The sequence below is a fragment of the Pontibacter ummariensis genome, from assembly GCF_900188175.1.
Lineage (GTDB): Bacteria > Bacteroidota > Bacteroidia > Cytophagales > Hymenobacteraceae > Pontibacter > Pontibacter ummariensis.
In genome coordinates, this window is sequence record NZ_FZOQ01000013.1 from 49,910 (window position 1) to 67,208 (window position 17,299).

At 51.7% G+C, this 17,299-nt stretch carries 15 protein-coding genes; 6 read left to right on the plus strand and 9 right to left on the minus strand.

Annotation, left to right across the window (positions count from 1 at the left end; genetic code table 11):
* Positions 1-230: 230 nt before the first annotated feature.
* The 6 genes from CHB92_RS14405 to CHB92_RS14430 form a co-directional block, all read right to left on the minus strand.
* Positions 231-965, minus strand: coding sequence for a shikimate dehydrogenase family protein (locus CHB92_RS14405; protein ID WP_089319931.1), 735 nt, complete (start codon positions 963-965; stop codon positions 231-233).
* A 26-nt stretch (positions 966-991) separates the two neighbouring features.
* Positions 992-1,939: a DUF368 domain-containing protein gene (locus CHB92_RS14410; RefSeq protein ID WP_245842595.1), complete on the minus strand. Its 948-nt coding sequence runs from the start codon at positions 1,937-1,939 to the stop codon at positions 992-994.
* 100 nt (positions 1,940-2,039) lie between these two features.
* Positions 2,040-2,813: a phosphosulfolactate synthase gene (locus tag CHB92_RS14415; RefSeq protein ID WP_089319933.1), complete on the minus strand. Its 774-nt coding sequence runs from the start codon at positions 2,811-2,813 to the stop codon at positions 2,040-2,042.
* A gap of 6 nt (positions 2,814-2,819) precedes the next feature.
* Positions 2,820-4,220: a tetratricopeptide repeat protein gene (locus CHB92_RS14420; protein ID WP_089319934.1), complete on the minus strand. Its 1,401-nt coding sequence runs from the start codon at positions 4,218-4,220 to the stop codon at positions 2,820-2,822.
* Between the two features lie 68 nt (positions 4,221-4,288).
* On the minus strand, positions 4,289-5,278 hold the full coding sequence (locus tag CHB92_RS14425) for an NAD-dependent epimerase/dehydratase family protein (protein WP_089319935.1): 990 nt from the start codon (positions 5,276-5,278) through the stop codon (positions 4,289-4,291).
* Between the two features lie 25 nt (positions 5,279-5,303).
* Positions 5,304-6,050: a tyrosine-protein phosphatase gene (locus CHB92_RS14430; RefSeq protein ID WP_089319936.1), complete on the minus strand. Its 747-nt coding sequence runs from the start codon at positions 6,048-6,050 to the stop codon at positions 5,304-5,306.
* Positions 6,051-6,279: 229 nt separating this feature from the next.
* On the opposite strand from CHB92_RS14430, the gene CHB92_RS14435 reads away from it, so the two are divergent.
* From CHB92_RS14435 to hpf, 4 genes are all read left to right on the plus strand, one after another.
* Positions 6,280-7,419, plus strand: a complete 1,140-nt coding sequence (locus CHB92_RS14435) for an acyl-CoA dehydrogenase family protein (RefSeq protein WP_089319937.1) — start codon at positions 6,280-6,282, stop codon at positions 7,417-7,419.
* A 149-nt stretch (positions 7,420-7,568) separates the two neighbouring features.
* Positions 7,569-7,763 (plus strand): 30S ribosomal protein S21, encoded by a 195-nt coding sequence (gene rpsU, locus CHB92_RS14440; RefSeq protein WP_089319938.1) that lies wholly within the window; start codon positions 7,569-7,571, stop codon positions 7,761-7,763.
* A gap of 70 nt (positions 7,764-7,833) precedes the next feature.
* On the plus strand, positions 7,834-8,712 hold the full coding sequence (locus CHB92_RS14445) for a tyrosine-type recombinase/integrase (RefSeq protein WP_089319939.1): 879 nt from the start codon (positions 7,834-7,836) through the stop codon (positions 8,710-8,712).
* A 24-nt stretch (positions 8,713-8,736) separates the two neighbouring features.
* Complete coding sequence (gene hpf, locus CHB92_RS14450) at positions 8,737-9,039, plus strand: ribosome hibernation-promoting factor, HPF/YfiA family (protein ID WP_089319940.1); 303 nt, start codon at positions 8,737-8,739, stop codon at positions 9,037-9,039.
* Between the two features lie 136 nt (positions 9,040-9,175).
* Here the strand turns inward: hpf and metK are convergent, their stop codons facing one another.
* A complete protein-coding gene (metK, locus tag CHB92_RS14455; protein WP_089319941.1) occupies positions 9,176-10,480 on the minus strand; it encodes a methionine adenosyltransferase in 1,305 nt (434 codons plus the stop codon).
* Positions 10,481-10,750: 270 nt separating this feature from the next.
* Here metK and CHB92_RS14460 point away from each other — a divergent pair, with 270 nt between their 5' ends.
* Together CHB92_RS14460 and CHB92_RS14465 are read left to right on the plus strand one after the other, a co-directional pair.
* Entirely contained in the window at positions 10,751-11,554 is an 804-nt protein-coding gene (locus CHB92_RS14460; RefSeq protein WP_089319942.1) for a phosphatase PAP2 family protein, read from the plus strand.
* 6 nt (positions 11,555-11,560) lie between these two features.
* Positions 11,561-12,367 carry a phosphatase PAP2 family protein gene (locus tag CHB92_RS14465; protein WP_089319943.1) on the plus strand — a complete coding sequence of 269 codons (807 nt, stop codon included), beginning with the start codon at positions 11,561-11,563 and terminating at the stop codon, positions 12,365-12,367.
* 53 nt (positions 12,368-12,420) lie between these two features.
* On the opposite strand, the gene CHB92_RS14470 is transcribed toward CHB92_RS14465, so the two are convergent.
* The gene (locus CHB92_RS14470) at positions 12,421-13,920 is read right to left on the minus strand and encodes a RagB/SusD family nutrient uptake outer membrane protein (protein ID WP_179223054.1); all 1,500 of its coding nucleotides are present in this window, start codon (positions 13,918-13,920) and stop codon (positions 12,421-12,423) included.
* Positions 13,921-13,940: 20 nt separating this feature from the next.
* Positions 13,941-17,084: a SusC/RagA family TonB-linked outer membrane protein gene (locus tag CHB92_RS14475; protein WP_089319945.1), complete on the minus strand. Its 3,144-nt coding sequence runs from the start codon at positions 17,082-17,084 to the stop codon at positions 13,941-13,943.
* Positions 17,085-17,299 lie beyond the last annotated feature (215 nt).

Sequence of the window (17,299 nt, forward strand, 5' to 3'; positions counted from 1 at the left end):
ACTCCTAAGATTCCTCTAAAGGCGCATTGGTTGCAAGGGCACAGAAAAATATTTATCCGGTAAGAAAGGCGACCTTCATTATCCCGTAAAAGCCACGCCTATAGCACAGTAAATATATGTAAATCTTGGAGTTGAGGATAGGCAGGAGACGCAATATTTGTTGCCGGAAGCGGCTGGTTGGATACAGGGCTGGCGAAAAGCAGCAAGGCAAAAGAGCGGGGACCTATAAGCTAGCCGTTCCAAATATCCCAGGCGGCATCCGCTTGCTGGTACAGCATCGGGAGGCCATTCATTGTTTTAGCCCCCACCTTTGCTCCTTTCCTCAAGAAAAGGGGCTCCTCCGGGTTGTACACCAGGTCGTAGAGGTAGTGCTGTGCTGTAAGGCTTTCGTAGGGGACAGAAGGGCAGTTGTCCACCTTGGGGTACATGCCAAGAGGAGTGGTATTAACCAGGAGGTTGTAGTCCTGCAAGCGTTCGGGTGTCAGTTGTTCATAGCCTAGTTCATTTTGCTGGGGAGAACGGGATACCTTTACAAAAGGAATGGAAAGGGCATCCAAGGCAGCCCACACAGCTTTCGCGGCACCTCCTGTGCCCAGCACCAGGGCCTGGCCGCGTTCTGCCTGGGGGTAGAACTGCTCCAAAGAGCTCTTAAAGCCAACATAATCGGTATTGAAACCTTTGCTTCGGCCATTCCTGATCCGGATGGTGTTTACAGCCCCTATGCTGGCCGCCGCCTGGTCCAGTTCGTCCAGGAGCGGAATCACCTCTTCTTTGTAGGGAACCGTCACATTCAGCCCCACCAGCTCCGGATCCTGTTGTAGCAGCTTTGCCAGGTCCTGGGCTGCGGGCAACTCATACAACTCATACACTGCGTCCTGTATGCCTTCCCGCTGGAACTTCTCTGTGAAGTACCGCTTCGAGAAAGAGTGCCCCAGCTTTTTGCCGATAAGTCCGAACTTGCGCATGGTTGTGTTTGCCTACAGTTGAAATGTTATACAGATGCCGTGTTCCCCTCGTCGGTGTAGTGGTCAATCAGGTACACCAGCAGAAAGCCAAAGATGGCCAACACAATGGCATACACCAGGTAAGACTCCTGCCCGGTCAGGGCCTCGTAGGCACCTGGGAGTACATTCTCCTGCACCAGGGGCTTCACTTCCCCATGCCGGTCGGTATACGTCTCTATGGTTTCCTTCCAGGGCCACACTTTGTTCAGAGATCCCACCATAAAGCCTGTCAGCAGGGCTACGGTGGCGTTATGGTAGTGCTTCAGGGCCCAGTTGAGCACGTGCGAGAAGGAGAGGATACCGACGATGCAGCCCAGCCCGAACACAGCAATTACGCCTACCCGCAGTTCCTTCACCGCATTCAGGATAAACTCATACTTGGCTAGCAGCACGAGCAAGAAGCTCCCGGAAATGCCGGGCAGGATCATCGCACAGATGGCAATCGCCCCGGAGAGGAAAATAAACCAGTAGGCCTCCGGAGTCTGGGTAGGCGTGGCAACCGTGACATAATAGGCAATGGCTGCCCCAGCCAGACCAAGGAGGACGACCCCGGCAGTCCATTGGGTGATTTTCTTCCCTACCACCACAGCCGAAGCCACGATCAAGCCAAAGAAGAAGGACCAGAGCAGCTCCGGGTAGTTATCCAGCAGGAACAGAATAATCCGTGAAAGGGTCGCAACAGAAAAACCTATCCCAGCTAACAACACCACCAGGAAGTTCCCATTGATGTGGCGCCAGAAATCCGCTATCCGGAAACGCAGCAGAAGCTTGATCGCCTCTCCGTTCACAGACCTGATGGAGTCCAGCAACTCCTCATAGATACCCGTGATAAAGGCAATCGTGCCTCCTGAAACCCCAGGCACCACGTCGGCAGCACCCATGCCCACTCCTTTAGAAAAAAGTAAAACGTACTCTCTTACAGATCGTCTTCCCATGTTTTAAATGATAGCTTCGGATAGCTCCCTTAAAAAGAAATTGCCCGTGCGGGCATACCGACGGGCAATTTATATACTTTTAGTCTTATACTTTAACCTCTTAGCAAGGTTTTTCTAAATCCAAGAAATGGTCGAAGGTATCGCCGCGCAGTCCCAGGCGGATCGTCTCCAGCGGAATCACCTCGCTTGGCGCAATGTTTCCCAAGTTCACGTTAGCGCCCAGCAACTTGATAAACCACACTTGCTGTGCCTTTTGAGGGGCCTCCCACAGGATCTTCTCAAAAGGGATCTTGGTCAGGATTTCTTCCACGAGGCCGCTGCGCACCTCACCGGTAGAACGGAACAGCCCTACGTTACCGCCTTCACGGGCCTCGCCGATCACCTTCCAGGCACCGGCATCCAGTTCTGCCTGCATGAGCTTGATCCACATGTAAGGCGGGATGATTTTCTCCGCGTCCTTAGAGCCTACTTCCGACAGCACGGTTACCTGCTCCGAAAGCTTGCGAATATAGTCGCACTTATCCTCGTGCGCCATGTCAAGCGATCCGTCCGACACCTCCGCAAAGGTCATCTGGTACTTGTCTAGTATCCGACGGTAGTCATCAAACTGCTCACGCACCACAAAAGCCTCGAAAAGCGTTCCGCCGAAGTACACCGGTATGCCAGCGGCCCTGTACACATCCAGCTTTTTCTGCAGGTTAGGCACCACATAAGAGGTGGCCCAGCCCAGCTTTACGATGTCTACATAATCTCCGGCTACCTCCAGGAAGTCTTCTACCTCCCGTACACTCAGGCCTTTGTCCATGGCCATGGTGTAACCGCGTTCGCGTGGCTTTGGCTCACGCTCTGGAATGCTCTTCAGCGAGTAATTCATCTACTTCTATTTGCGATACTGATCAATTAAACGGGACAAGGCACGCTGCGACTCCAGTTCAGGGAAGAACTCGAAGAGCAGCTTATGCTTATCGAAGTCCAAAATTAAAGCATTTTCCAGATAATTATAAGCTTCGCGGTATTTTCCTGCAGAAAGCATGTAAGCGCAAGCCCTGTAATAGAGCTCCGCTTCCTTGGGCTGCAGCTCTATGGCATTCACAATGATATCGGTAGCTTCCTCAAAGTTGCCCTGCTCGTACAGGATAATAGACCAGTTCAGGTAGATGTTCTTATCATCCGGCCGTATCTCTGCGGCCCGTTCGTAGCTCTCCAGGGCCGACACCACATGCCCTACGTTGTACTCCGCCGCGGCCAGGGCCACCCAGTAATCGGCGCTGTCGTCGTAGAGGTCTACCGCCTTTTTAAAGAAATGCACCGCCTCGTACCACTTGCCCTGCGCATCCAGTATCACCCCGATCCCAAACCAGGCCTCGTCCATGTCCGGGTCCAGGTCCACCGACTTCTGATAGTACCTGCGGGAGAGGTCCCACTGGTGCAGCTTTTCATAACACTCGCCGATATTGCAGTAGATCTCCGCCGTAGGCGACCCGTGCTCCAGCATGGCGTTAAACGACTCGATGGCTTTGGAGTACTCGCCCAGGAACACCTGCGCGTTGGCCATGTTGTTATAGGCCGTGATAAAATCGGGCCTGATGATGGTGGCGTAATCATAAGCGGCAATCGCTTTGTCGTACACCCCCATTTTATTGTACACATTGCCCAAATTAAACCAGGCGATGTAGGAATAAGGGTCTTTATCGACGAACTCCTGAAAGAAAGGCAGGCTCTCGCTCAGCCCATTGGTTAGCTCCAGGCAATACAGGACTTCCTGCATGGCCGCCTCATTCTCCTGGTTCAGTTCAATACACTTCTTAAAGTACTTTACGGCATTGCTGAACTTGCCCCAAGTCTGGTAGGCCAGGCCGATGTTAAAGTAAATATCGTCGCGGTCATCTGCGGCAAAGGCCAGGGCCTTCTTAAAGTAATCAATCGCCTCCCGAAACTCCCCGCGCTGTGTAAAAATAATCCCCCGCGTCAGCTGCACATCTGCGTTCTCCGGGTCTACTTCTGCCACCTGGTTGATCAGGACAAGCGCCTCTTCAAAATTGCCCGCCATCGCCAACAGTTGCGCTTTGTCTATCTGAAGTTCCGTAGAGAAAGGGTATTGGGCAATGGCCGAGTCGCAGGCTACTAAGGCCTTTTTGTAATCAAAGTTTGCGGTATAATGATCTATGATATATTCAAAATCAGTCAGGTCAAAGAATACAGTCTCCTGGGTGCCGAGCATGCGCTCGAACCGCTGTATTAACTCTAGCTCTTCGCTATGTTCTTCAAAGTTTTCTTTCATCTCCAATATCCAACCAGCTGCATAAACAGCCTTTGTCTTACTACATTTTAACGCGGTAAATAGTTTACTTACCGGACGGCCCTGCCTACCTCCTGCTGGCGCTGCTGCAACTCCCTGCAAACCCAGTTTATAGAGTCAGAAAGAGGCCTGAAATCAAAGCTTAGCGCCTTTCGGATCTTCTCGTTGCTGAACAAATGATTCTTTTTGGCGACCCGCGCCGTGTCTTTGGTAATGAGCGGCCGCCCCCCTGTAAACCAGGTGCGCACATGCTCCAGGCGCCACACCACTTCGGCCAAGGCTGGCGGCACTTTGGTGGCGGGGGCTTTCTTTCCGAAGCAACGGGCCACCTGCCCGAAGAACTCTTTGTAAGGCAGCTGCCCGGCATTTAAGATAAACCTTTCTCCTGAGATATCCGAGAACATCAGGGCATGCATGGCAGCTACCACATCACGCACATCTACAAAATTGCCATCCCCTCCGGTATAAAAAGGATTCTCGTTGTACACGTAGCGGAACAGCTGCGTGCTGCTACGGCTCCAGTCGGCAGGGCCCAGCACCACAGAGGGGTTCACGATTACCGCCTGCAAACCCTCTGCCACTCCGCGCCACACCTCCAGCTCGCCCCAGTACTTGGAGCTGGCATAGGCCGAGTGCTCCTCTGCCTGGTCCCACTTGCTGCTTTCTGTTAATACTGTCGCTCCCTTTGGTCGGCCGATGGCGGCCACAGAACTTACATGGCAGAGCTTCAGTCCTTCCTGTTCCAGGCAGGCATCCACCAGGTTGGCGGTGCCTTCGATGTTTACCTGTTTCAGCAGCTCTTCGTCCTGGGGGGCATAAGAGACCAGGCCGGCACAGTGGAAAACATAGCGCACGTCTTTCAGGGACTCCCGCAAAAAGGCCGGATCCAGAATGTCGCCCTCCAGCCACTGCACCTGCTCGCCTCCGGGCACCTCCGGTATTTGCCCGCGGTAGAGCGCCTTTACCCGGCGCCCTTCCTGTACAAGTTTTGAAATCAAGAAACTTCCGATCAGGCCACTGCCGCCTGTTACAAATATCATGCTGCTATGTGCGGGTTGTGAGGTTCTATAGTTGGCTGTTGCGCAGAGGAAGCGCCAGGGCCTTGCTCAGGTGCTTGCTGTAAAGCACTTTCTGCAGGGTATTCGTATGCTTCAGGCCATGGGCATCGGAACCGAGAAAATCGACCAGTCCGTTTTCTACCAGCCGCTCTGCTATGTTTTTGGCCCCTGGCGAGTAATAGCCCGTCAGTGAGTTGAGGTTGGGCTGAAACAGCACACCGTGCTCCCGCAAGGCCACCAGCTCCTCAAACTTTCCATAGAAGTAGGTATAGCGTTCCGGGTGCGCCAGCACCGGCTTGTATCCCTTGGCGCGCATCTTAAAGATGGCCTCGCGCAGGTTCAGGGGCTCGTTCAGGAAAGAGGTCTCAAACAAAAGGTAGTTATCCCCGAAGGTGAGCAGCTCCTCCCCTTCCTCCAGCTTTTCCAGAAAGCCCTCGTCCAGGTAATACTCTGCCGCACAGTCCAGCTCCATCTCTATTCCCTCCGCCGCCACGGCCTGTCGCAGCAAAGCCAGCTTCTCCCGAATGATCTCGGGCGTGTTCCGGTAGAAATCGCTCATGATATGGGGCGTCATGATCAGCTTCCGGTAACCCAGCTCCTTCATGGCCCGCACCAGCTCCAGCGACTGCTCGATGCTCTCTGAGCCGTCGTCTATGCCCGGCAGGATGTGCGAGTGCATGTCCACACCGACAGCTTCTAAAGAAGTTTCCTGCGCAGTACTCTCCCCAAACAAGTTTTTCAAAAACTGTATCATCTCCTAAATTTTGGCACCTGTGTTAGTACACTTACGATAGCAGGTTTAACAAGCCTCAAAATAACAGAAATAAAAGTCCCTGTCAAAATAAAGGCTGCAGGTGCTAAGGCCATTGTATGCCAGTAAAACTATATAGTGGATTTGCCGTTCTACTCTATTCGTATAGCTTTGTAAACAACCGATTGCCTTAAATCGTAAACGGCATCCTTACCTGCAACAACAACTACAAATGGAATTAAGAACTACTGAGAACCAGCGCATGATCGCAGACATGGTCCGCGACTTTGGCGCAAAGCACATTAAGCCTTACATGCGGGAATGGGACGAGACCCAGGAGTTCCCGGTGGAGGTGTTCAAGCAGCTGGGCGAGTTGGGCCTGATGGGCGTGCTGGTGCCCACCGAATACGGGGGGTCCGGCTTCGGCTACCTGGAGTACGTGACAGCCATTGCAGAGCTGGCCAAAATCGACGGCTCCATTGGCCTTTCGATGGCGGCACACAACTCGCTGTGCACGGGCCATATTCTGCAACATGCCAGCGAAGCGCAGAAAAAGAAGTACCTCCCCAGGCTGGCCACTGCCGAGTGGATCGGCGCCTGGGGCCTCACGGAACCGAACACAGGCTCGGACGCCGGCAACATGCGCACCGTGGCGGTACAGGACGGCGACTACTGGGTAATTAACGGTGCCAAGAACTTTATTACCCATGGCAAGTCGGGCAACGTGGCCGTCGTGATCGTGCGTACCGGAGAAGTGGGCGACTCGCATGGCATGACGGCCTTTATCGTGGAGAAAGGCACGCCGGGCTTTAGCGCAGGCCGTAAGGAAGACAAGCTGGGCATGCGGGCCTCTGAAACCACCGAGCTTATCTTCCAGGACTGCCGCGTGCACAAAGACCAGGTGATCGGGGAAGTAGGCGAAGGTTTTGTGCAGGCGATGAAAGTGCTGGATGGCGGACGCATCTCTATCGCCGCCCTGTCGCTGGGCATCGCCCAGGGAGCTTTTGAGGCAGCCCTGGCTTACTCGCAAGAGCGTCAGCAGTTCAACAAGCCTATCTCCAGCTTTCAGGGGATCTCCTTTAAACTCGCGGATATGGCCACCGAGATAGAGGCGGCCTCGCTGCTCACCTACCAGGCAGCCGATATGAAAAACCGTGGTCTGAATGTGAACCGGGAGTCTGCCATGGCGAAGCTGTATGCCTCCGAAGTATCGGTTAGGGTGGCAAACGAAGCCGTGCAGATCTTTGGCGGCTATGGCTTTACGAAAGACTACCCTGCCGAGAAATATTACCGGGACGCGAAGCTCTGCACCATTGGGGAGGGAACAAGTGAGATACAAAAGCTTGTTATAGCCAGAGCGATACTTAAGTAATGTACTTAAAGAAGGGGCCTGAAACCCTCCTCTTTTACTCTAAGTACATTATATCAGAGACGAAAGATAAAATTTTAGTCAAAATGTTGATTTTTAAGTATAAGCTTAGTTAAATTTGCAACCCTAATTAAAGAGAAGCGAGAAGTAACATGATTATTGTAAACGTAAAAGATAACGAGTCTGTAGACCGTGCCTTAAAGAGATTTAAGAAGAAATTCGAAAGAACTGGTGTTTTGAAAGAACTGCGTTCCAGAACGTATTTCGAGAAGCCATCTGTTTCTAAGAGAAAGCAAAAAGAGAGAGCCGCTTACAAGCAGAAGCTTTTCGCTGAGCAAAACTACTAGTCTTTCTTACAAGATATTTGATTTTTCCATAACTTAGTATACCTGGTTCAGACATCAGGTATACTAAGTTATGGATTTATTTTTTAAGTACCTTCAGTACGAAAAGCGGTATAGTCCGCATACCCTCACCTCCTATCATACCGATCTGGGGCAGTTTTCCCAGTACTTGCAACAGGTGTATGAGATCACGGACGCTGCCGAAGCCGACCACACCATTATCCGTTCCTGGATACTGACGCTGGTGCAGCAGAACATCAAGCCCCGCTCCATCAACCGTAAGATTGCCTGCCTGCGCTCCTACTACCGGTTTCTGCTGGCACAGCAACAGATCAAAGTGAATCCCATGCTGCGCATTAAAGCGCCCAAGGCCTCTAAAAAGCTGCCTGCTTTTGTGGAGGAAGCGTCTTTCAACTCCCTGCTGGACAGCTTTACCTTTGAAGAAAATTTTGAGGGGCAGCGCGACCGGCTGATCCTGGAGTTTTTGTACGGCACCGGCATCCGCCTGGCCGAGCTCATTGGCATTGACCACGCTGCTATTGACCTGCATGCCAAGACCGTTCGCGTGCTTGGCAAGGGCAACAAGGAGCGCGTTATCCCCATCAACGATTCCCTTATCACGAGCATTAGAAGCTACCTGGAGCACAAGAAAAGGGAACATAGCGATAACTATTCGGAAAAACTGCTCGTTACTAATAGGGCTCGTCCCCTTTATCCGAAATTCGTTTATCGTGTCGTAAAAAAATACATTAGCTTGATCACAACCTCCGAACATAACAGCCCACACGTGCTGCGACACTCGTTCGCTACGCACTTGCTGAACAAGGGGGCCGACCTGAATGCGATCAAGGATTTACTGGGGCACTCGAGCTTAGCAGCAACGCAGGTGTATACACACAATTCGATTGAGAAGCTTAAATCGATTTTCGAGAAAGCTCATCCAAAAGCGTAAGTTAAACTATTAAAAGACACAACTATGAAAGTACAAATGTATTCGATCAACTTCGAAGCCAGTGAGCAGCTGAAGTCCTTTATTCAGCAGAGGTTGAACAAACTGGAAACCTTCTACGACAGAATACTAGACGGAGAGGTTTTTATCAAGGATAACAGCAGCCAGAGCGGCACTAATAATAAAGAGGTAGAGGTTCGGTTGTTTGTACCTGGCACAACGCTTTTTTCGCAGGAAAACGCAGATTCCTTTGAGGCTGCGACAGACGCCGCTGTGGACGCGATGCGCCGCCAGCTAAAGAAGCTGAAGGACAAGCAAACAGCGCACTAAGCGAATGATACTTCTGGCCGGGAACTAAGAACGACAAGCTTTCCTGCCCAGAGAACGACTACAAACAGGAAGGGCCTGCTAAGTGTAGCAGGCCCTTCCTGTTTGTAGTATGTGAAATACTCCTGTTATTATTCTCTTACAGGCCAAACTCCTGCTTAATCTTGTCCACGTAGTCGAGCTTCTCCCAGGTAAAGGTCTCGAACTCCTTCTCTTCCTTCTGCCCGTTTCGGGAGATCTCTACTTTCTTCAGCTGGGGCGTTCTGCCCATGTGGCCATAGGCTGCTGTTTCGGAGAAGATCGGGTTCTGCAGCCCGAAGCGCTGCACGATCGCGTAAGGGCGCATGTCAAACAGCTTGCTAACTTTCTCGGCAATCTCTCCGTCGCTCATCACATTGCCATTGGCATCTTTCACGTTAGTAGAGCCATAGGTCGTTACATACAAACCTACGGGCTTGGCCACCCCAATGGCGTAGGCTACCTGTACCAGCACCTGGTCAGCCACACCGGCAGCCACCAGGTTCTTGGCGATGTGGCGGGCGGCATAAGCGGCCGAGCGGTCCACTTTAGAGGCGTCTTTCCCGGAGAAAGCCCCGCCCCCATGTGCCCCTTTCCCGCCATAGGTATCCACAATGATCTTACGGCCTGTTAAGCCAGTGTCGCCATGTGGGCCGCCGATCACAAACTTCCCGGTTGGGTTGATGTGGTAAATGATATCGTCGTTGAACAGCTGCTGAATACGCTCTGGCAGGAGTTTCAGGACCCGCGGAATCAGGATGTTATCCACATCCTGCTTGATCTTATCGACCATCTGCTTTTCGGCAGCATCCTTAGCGGCTGGGCTTTCGTTCTCTGCCTTCACAAACTCATCGTGCTGGGTAGAGATAACGATGGTATCAATCTTCTCGGGTACGTGGTTATCGCTGTAGCGAATCGTTACCTGCGACTTTGCATCCGGGCGCAGGTAAGTCATTTCCTTGCCTTCCTTGCGGATAGCGGCAAGCTCCTGCAGCAGCAGGTGCGAAATGCTAAGCGCCAGCGGCATGTAGTTGTCCGTTTCGTTCGTGGCGTAGCCAAACATCATCCCCTGGTCACCCGCTCCCTGATCCTCAGGGTTAGCCCGCTCAACCCCCTGGTTAATGTCTGCCGACTGCTCGTGGATGGCTGAAATCACACCACAGGCGTCCGCGTCGAACATATACTCCGACTTTGTGTAACCGATGCGCTTGATCACATCGCGCGCCACGCGCTGCACGTCCACGTAGGCTTCTGTTTTCACCTCACCGCTCAGCACCACCAGGCCTGTGGTTACCAGCGTCTCGCACGCTACCTTCGATTGTGGGTCCTGCTTGAGGAATTCATCTAACAGCGCATCTGATATCTGATCCGCCACTTTATCCGGGTGTCCTTCTGACACTGACTCAGAAGTAAATAAATAAGGCATTTTCTAGGGGTTTAGGTACAAAGTATAAACCAACTGGCTTTTACCAGCAGGCACAAAACTAAGACAATTCTGCCATACATAAAACAGACATCGCGGGGATGCACAGCGCTGTTGCAGATACGAAGGCCATGCCGGTCCTAAGGCCGAAAGCGGAAGGCAAACCCCTCCTTTAACCTCCAGAGGGATGGCTACAGTGCCTTTTTCCTTAAAACTTTTAAATAGGAGCGTCGTTTCAAGAACATTCCAAACATACCATCTGGCTCTTTTACTATGAGACACTTTTTATTTATAACGACACTTTTCACTTTTCTGTCAGGGCAGGCATTCAGCCAGGCAGATTCTCCATACGCAACAAGCTTTAAAGTAGATGCCCCCATTATTGCGGCAGGAGTTGGCCTCTCCTACTACGGCCTTACGCTTATCGCGGACAAAAGCGGCCTGACGGAGGAGCAGATCAATAGCCTCAACAGGCGTGATGTGAACCGCTTCGACCGCTTTTCTGCTGGCTATGATTCGGAAAGCGCCAGGAAAGTAAGCGACTTTCCCTTCTATGGCTCCTTTGGTCTCCCCGTCCTACTGCTGCTAAACGACAATGTGGGCAGCAAAGCCGGACAGGTCATGCTGTTGTATGTAGAGACCATGGCGGTAACAGGCACTATTTTTACCTTAACAAACGGCAATGTAGAGCGCACGCGACCCTTAGTGTACAGTGAGGACGTTGACATCTCTGAAAAGAACGACGGGAATGCCCGGAACTCCTTTTTCGCCGGCCACACGGCCGCCACGGCGAGCGCTACTTTTTTTGCCGCCAAGGTATTTCACGACTTTAACCCAGACTCTAAGGCAAGGCCCTATATTTGGGCTGCCGCGGCTGCCATCCCCGCCACAGTAGGTTATCTGCGCCTGCGGGCAGGAAAGCACTTCCTGAGTGATAACCTGATCGGGTACGCCGTCGGGGCCGCCGCCGGCATCCTGGTACCACAGCTCCACAAAAAAACGAACAAGACAAACCTTAGCCTCATCCCTGTCTCCGGCCGTTATTTTAACGGGGCCTTGCTCACCTACTCTTTTTAGTGCCTTATGAAGAGGGTCCTACTGTTGTGGATGGTGTTGATAGGGACGCTCCCCTACGCTGCGTGGAGTCAGTCAGCCCCCTCATCACCATACGAAGTAAACTGGCTACGCGACGGCGCCGTGATCGCAGGCGGAGTCGGTGCCACTGTTGTGGGCAGTACGTTTATCAAGAACAAAGACAGGCTCACAGCAGCTGACCTGGCAGGCATAAGCAAGCAGGACGTAAACGGCTTTGATCGGTTTGCAGCAGGAAACTACAGCGCGAAGGCAGAAACCACCAGCGATTTTTTCTTTTATGGCTCCTTTGCCACACCGCTGCTCCTACTCCTGGATAAGGATATACAGCAAAGCGCGCCGCAGGTTTACTTGCTGTATGGGCAGGCAATGGCTATGGCAGGCGGCCTCTACGCTCTATCGGCTGGCCTGATCGACCGCAAAAGACCTAGCGTGTATGCCGAAGACGCGCCGCTGGAAGCCCGCCTGCATAAATATGCCACCAACTCGTTCTATGGAGGACACGTTGCCGCCACGGCAAGCGCTACGTTTTTTGCCGCCAAGGTATTTCACGACTTTAACCCAGACTCTAAGGCAAGGCCCTATGTTTGGGCTGCCGCGGCTGCCATTCCCGCCACGGTGGGTTATCTGCGCCTGCGGGCAGGAAAGCACTTCCTGAGTGATAACCTGATCGGGTACGCCATAGGGACGGGCATCGGGATATTGGTACCTGAGTTGCACCGGAAAGACAACCGCCTATCGGTTTTACCGGAGAACACGCCTCTGTATGACGGGGTAAAGGTTGCTTACAGCTTTTAAACAAAAAAGGCAGCTGAAACAGCTGCCTTTTTTGTTCTTTTATGATAGACCCCTTATGGATTCTGCACCATTTTAGGGTTCGCGTCCATTTCGGCCTGTGGAATCTGGTGGATGAACAGGTCTGAGTTAGCTGGGGTAGTACCAACTTTAGCCGTATGGTTACCCTCTCTTACTAACGGCTTCTGCAAGCGCTTGATATCAAACAAGGCAAAGCCTTCCCCGTACAGCTCTTTTCTTCTCTCCACATAGATCTCCTCCAGAAGGGCACCTCCAACGTTAAGTGAAGGTAACACCAGAGCAGGATCGGTATAACGGCTGCGGCGCAGCTCCAGCAACAGCTCCTGCGCTCCCAGGAAGTCACCCAGCTGTGCCTTGGCTTCTGCCTCGATCAACAGCATTTCAGCGGAGCGCATCAGCACGATATGCCCACCCAGGTCCACAAGGTCTTTGAACTTCGTGATCGTATAGCGATCAGAATTCCAAACCTTTACGCCCTCGTTGTTTGTAGTAAAGGCTTTGGCGTCCTCCTGAAACTCACGACGGGCGTCTGCCTCGTCGAACAAGGCTACGAACTGATCGTTAGCACGCAGGTTGTTATACCCTCTACGGGTATATGTTCTGCTACCCGTTGCATTTACTGTATAACGGCCGTCGATAAAGGAGTAGAAAGAGGCGTAAGCATTATTCTGGTCAGCAGACTGCGGCAAGCCCCAGATCCACTCCCCATTGCTGTAGTTGTTGAAACCGGCTTTGTAAGTAGTGGCAGACATCAACGGATAGCCCTGACGAGCCTTTGCAGCAAACTCAGCTGCTTTATTCCATTGGCCCATCTCCAGGTACACGCGTGCCAGCAAGCCCTGCGCCACGTTCTTGTTGATGCGGCTCTTGCTTGGGCGTGAAGTTCCAAGTTTCTGCTCAGCATCCGTCAGGTCGGCCAGGATTTGGGTATACACCTGCTCCAGCGTTGCCCGCTCTTTGCCCTCTGTCTGAGGAGTAGCAGGGTCCAGCATCAACGGAACCGCAAGCGCGTTTTTGTCTTTCAGGTAAGTGTGCTGATAAACACGAGCCAGATTGAAGTAAGCAAATGCTCTAACCACCTTCGCCTCCGCCTCAAACCCGTCCTTCTCTACACTTGAAGCATCAGGCAAATTCTTGGCGTTTGCGATGATGTTGTTTGCGTTGGTGATCAGGTTATAGGAGTGCCCCCAGATGATACGGGTACCGCGGTATGTCGCCAACTTGTTATCCAGCTCGTACTGATAGATGAACCAGCTGTTGTTTGCCATCACGTCCTGCCCCATCACGTCGAAGGTCATCATGAGAGACGGAACACCATAGCTATCGTGGCTTACGCCACCCTGGTTTACAGGGGCCTGGCGCATCAGGCGGATGATACCAGTCATAGCAGCCTCTATACCGCTCTTGGTGCTATAAGCCTGATCATAAGACACAGCGTTAGAAGGAACGGCCTCTAAGTAGTCTTTCTCACATGCTGTTAAGCTTAGCGTAGCACCAAGAATAGCTGCAGCAAATTTTATATTCTTAATTTTCATTCTTTTAAAAAAATCAACCATTAAAGAGTTGCGCGTACACCTACAGAGAACGTTTTCTGTGCAGGGAAACGGCTGTTTGTAATACCATCAACAGCTTGCTCCGGGTCTAAGCCTGGAGTCTTGAACAGTGTCCAGAAGTTATCACCCTGTACAAACACGCGGGCGTTCTTCAGGCCAATTCGCTCCTGCAGACTCTGTGGTAAAGTGTAACCCAGCGTTACGTTGCGCAGACGTGCATAAGAAGCATCCACCAGGAACCTGGAAGACTGTGAGTTAGTGTTCAGGGTCTGTGCTGTACCTAATCTTGGCACGTCTGTCACATCACCTGGCTTCTGCCATCTGTCCAGAACATCTTCGCTCCAGCTAGTACCGGCTCTTTCACCGCCGTGCATCAAGTTGCTGTAGTCAGTGTTCAGGATCTTACCGCCAAGGCTGTAAGTGAAGAACACGCTCAGGTCAAAGTTCTTGTACTGGAAGTTGTTTGTGATACCACCAGTCAGGTCAGGCAAGGCTGTCCCTACATAGTAGCGGGAAGCTTTGCTGTAGTCAGAAGTTGTTGTTCTTTCAGTTACATTGCCATCCGCATCCTTCACATCGGTGTACCACAGGCTAAGACCTGTCTGCGGGTCTACGCCTGCAAAGTCCTGAATGTAGAAGTCGTAGATAGAATGGCCTACTTTCAGCTGCTTGGTTCCCTGCAGGATCGTTTCCTGCGGCAGTTTCGTCAGCTCGTTGTTATTATGCGCTGCGTTCACGTTCGCGTCCCAGGCAAAGTAGTCCCCTTCGATGATACGGGCGTTCACGTTTACTTCAACACCACTGTTTCTGATGGCACCTAAGTTGTCGAACACGGACGTAAAACCAGTTGAAGGAGAAAGCGGCTTGTTGAACAGCAGGTCCTCTGAAGTTCTGTCATAGTAGTCTAAGGACACGTCCACCTTGTTAAAGATCGTCGCATCAATACCTACGTTAAAGGCAGCTTGCTTTTCCCATGAAAGCGCCTGGTTCTCCAGTTTATCCAGGATGATACCAGGAGCGGATAAGTCGCTATAACCAGTCTGATACAAACCTCTGTAAGCATAGAAGTCAGCTCCACCTCCGGATGTTAACAGGCCTTCGTTACCGGAAGTACCATAGCTTGCACGGATCTTCGCATCGTTCACCCAAGGAAGGGCGTTCATGAAGTCTTCCTGAGTGATTCTGTAAGAACCACCGATTGAAAAGAAGTTACCCCAACGGTTATCCTCGTGGAAACGGGAAGAACCGTCACGACGGAAGGATCCAGACAGGTAATACTTGTCCTGGAAGTTGTAATTGACCTGTCCCAGGAAGCTCATTAAAGAGCGTCTGTCAGACTGGCTGTTCAATGCGTTAATAGTAGAAGCGTTGTCCAACTCCGTTAAGCCCGGCAGGTTCAGGAAGCTGGTCTTCTGGCCATACAGGTAATCATACTTGTAGTTGAAAGCCTCGAAACCACCTAAGGCGTCCACCTGATGCTGTCCGAAAGACTTGCTATAGCTCAGGATGTGGTTGATGGTGTACTCCATGTAAGAGCTTCTCCACTGCGTACCACGACCTCCTACACCAGCACCATCCCCGTAAAGCGGGTTATAGAACGTGAAGTCTTTGGTGTTATCTCCGTTAAGTGCGATTGTTGTCTTGTAGTTCAGGTTGAAAGGAAGCTTTACCTCCCCAAACGTGTTCAAGCTCCAGGTAAGCACATTGCGCTCCAGCATGTCCAGCTCGGTGGTACCTACCGGGTTGCTGTTGCCACCGTAAGGACGGGAAGTATTGAAGTCAAACTCTGTCGGGTTGTCAATAAACGTTCCGTCAGCGTTTCTTCTTCTGAAGATAGGATACACAGGCGCAATGTTTCTTCCCCAGGACACAACGTTACGGAAAGCCGTACCGCTGGATGTTGGAGAGCTCTGATCTGTGTTGGCGATCAGGGCATTCACACCGAACTTGATCTTGTCCGTAACCTGCGAAGACAAGCGTAAGCGGGAAGTATAGCGCTTAAAGCCAGAAGTGATGAAAGCGCCTTCCTGATTCAGGTAGTTACCAGAGAAGTAATAGTTTGTCTTTTCGTTACCACCCTGGATACCGAAGTCATACTCCTGGCGGGTCGCTTGTCTGAAAAGGGCATCTTTCCAGTCATCCTCCCAGGCAGCGGTAAGCCCATTCTTCAACTTACCATTCAAGCCAACTGGCTCTGCATCGTTGTATGGGTTGTACTGCTGCCCGTTAGCTGAACCACCAGCTATGCGGCTAACCACATTCTTGGTTGCGTACTCTTCCGGAGAAGCAAATTTGCCATTCCATTTGGTCGGGTCCGCCACAGCGTCATTGCGCAGCGCTTCCCATGTCAGTTCATAGTACTGGTCAGTGTTTACAGACTGATAATCTTTCACGGCAAAGTCAGAGATACCGTAAGTAGCGCCGAACGTGATGGATGGTTTCTTAGGGGCCTTGCCACCTTTAGTCGTGATCACTACCACACCGTTGGCGGCACGCGAACCGTACAGGGCGGCTGCACTAGCGTCCTTCAGAACGGTCATGGACTCGATGTCGTTCGGGTTGATCGCATTCAGATCGCCTGAGTAAGGAGCACCGTCCACAACATACAGTGGCGTAGAGGAAGAAGCCACAGAACCCACGCCACGGATACGGATCTGACCTGTTGCTCCAGGCTGCCCGCTTGTCTGTACTACCTGCACACCTGGTGTTAAACCACCCAGTGCCTTGGTCACGTCGTTTGCCTGGATCTTCTCGATGGCCTCGGCTTTAACAGCAGACGCGGAGCCCGTAAAAGACTTTTGATCGGCCGTACCGTAAGCAACCACGATCACTTCGGATAAAGCTTTGCTGTCTTCAGCCAGCTTTACGTTGATAGTGCTTTTACCAGCAGTGCTGATCTCTTGGGGCACATAACCCAGGAATGAGTACAGGATTACTGCCTCTGCAGTAGGAACACCAACAGAGTAGCTACCATCGGCACCGGTAAACGTCCCCACGGTAGTACCCTTCACTACCACGTTTACGCCAGGTAATGGCTGCCCACTACTAGCATCCGTAATTGTTCCTGTGATGGTTCGGTTTTGCGCCCAGGCTTGGCTTACAAGCGTTAGGAGCATCACCAAACCAATAAATAGAACTTTTCTCATAAAGTTAAACAAGATTGGTTGGTAAATGTGTAGATTAATTGTGCCCAAATGTAAACCAATGTTACCACAATGTAAACAGGCAGCGAAAAAAAATAGCCTCTAAACGTTTTAAACCCACTTTACAAACAAACCCTCGCTCACCCCTTCTGATAACACCTTATGTACCAACACCTTACTTATTAGCATTAGAAAATTGTAATATTTGACTAAGACCA

Excerpts from the sequence above, each read along its gene's own strand:
- hpf (WP_089319940.1), top strand. The coding sequence starts at position 8,737 with ATGAAAGTACAAATGTATTCGATCAACTTCGAAGCCAGTGAGCAGCTG.
- rpsU (WP_089319938.1), top strand. The coding sequence starts at position 7,569 with ATGATTATTGTAAACGTAAAAGATAACGAGTCTGTAGACCGTGCCTTA.
- CHB92_RS14465 (WP_089319943.1), top strand. The coding sequence starts at position 11,561 with ATGAAGAGGGTCCTACTGTTGTGGATGGTGTTGATAGGGACGCTCCCC.
- CHB92_RS14445 (WP_089319939.1), top strand. The coding sequence starts at position 7,834 with ATGGATTTATTTTTTAAGTACCTTCAGTACGAAAAGCGGTATAGTCCG.
- CHB92_RS14425 (WP_089319935.1), bottom strand. The coding sequence starts at position 5,278 with ATGATATTTGTAACAGGCGGCAGTGGCCTGATCGGAAGTTTCTTGATT.
- CHB92_RS14415 (WP_089319933.1), bottom strand. The coding sequence starts at position 2,813 with ATGAATTACTCGCTGAAGAGCATTCCAGAGCGTGAGCCAAAGCCACGC.
- CHB92_RS14430 (WP_089319936.1), bottom strand. The coding sequence starts at position 6,050 with ATGATACAGTTTTTGAAAAACTTGTTTGGGGAGAGTACTGCGCAGGAA.
- CHB92_RS14435 (WP_089319937.1), top strand. The coding sequence starts at position 6,280 with ATGGAATTAAGAACTACTGAGAACCAGCGCATGATCGCAGACATGGTC.
- CHB92_RS14460 (WP_089319942.1), top strand. The coding sequence starts at position 10,751 with ATGAGACACTTTTTATTTATAACGACACTTTTCACTTTTCTGTCAGGG.
- CHB92_RS14420 (WP_089319934.1), bottom strand. The coding sequence starts at position 4,220 with ATGAAAGAAAACTTTGAAGAACATAGCGAAGAGCTAGAGTTAATACAG.
- CHB92_RS14470 (WP_179223054.1), bottom strand. The coding sequence starts at position 13,920 with ATGAAAATTAAGAATATAAAATTTGCTGCAGCTATTCTTGGTGCTACG.
- CHB92_RS14475 (WP_089319945.1), bottom strand. The coding sequence starts at position 17,084 with ATGAGAAAAGTTCTATTTATTGGTTTGGTGATGCTCCTAACGCTTGTA.
- CHB92_RS14410 (WP_245842595.1), bottom strand. The coding sequence starts at position 1,939 with ATGGGAAGACGATCTGTAAGAGAGTACGTTTTACTTTTTTCTAAAGGA.
- metK (WP_089319941.1), bottom strand. The coding sequence starts at position 10,480 with ATGCCTTATTTATTTACTTCTGAGTCAGTGTCAGAAGGACACCCGGAT.
- CHB92_RS14405 (WP_089319931.1), bottom strand. The coding sequence starts at position 965 with ATGCGCAAGTTCGGACTTATCGGCAAAAAGCTGGGGCACTCTTTCTCG.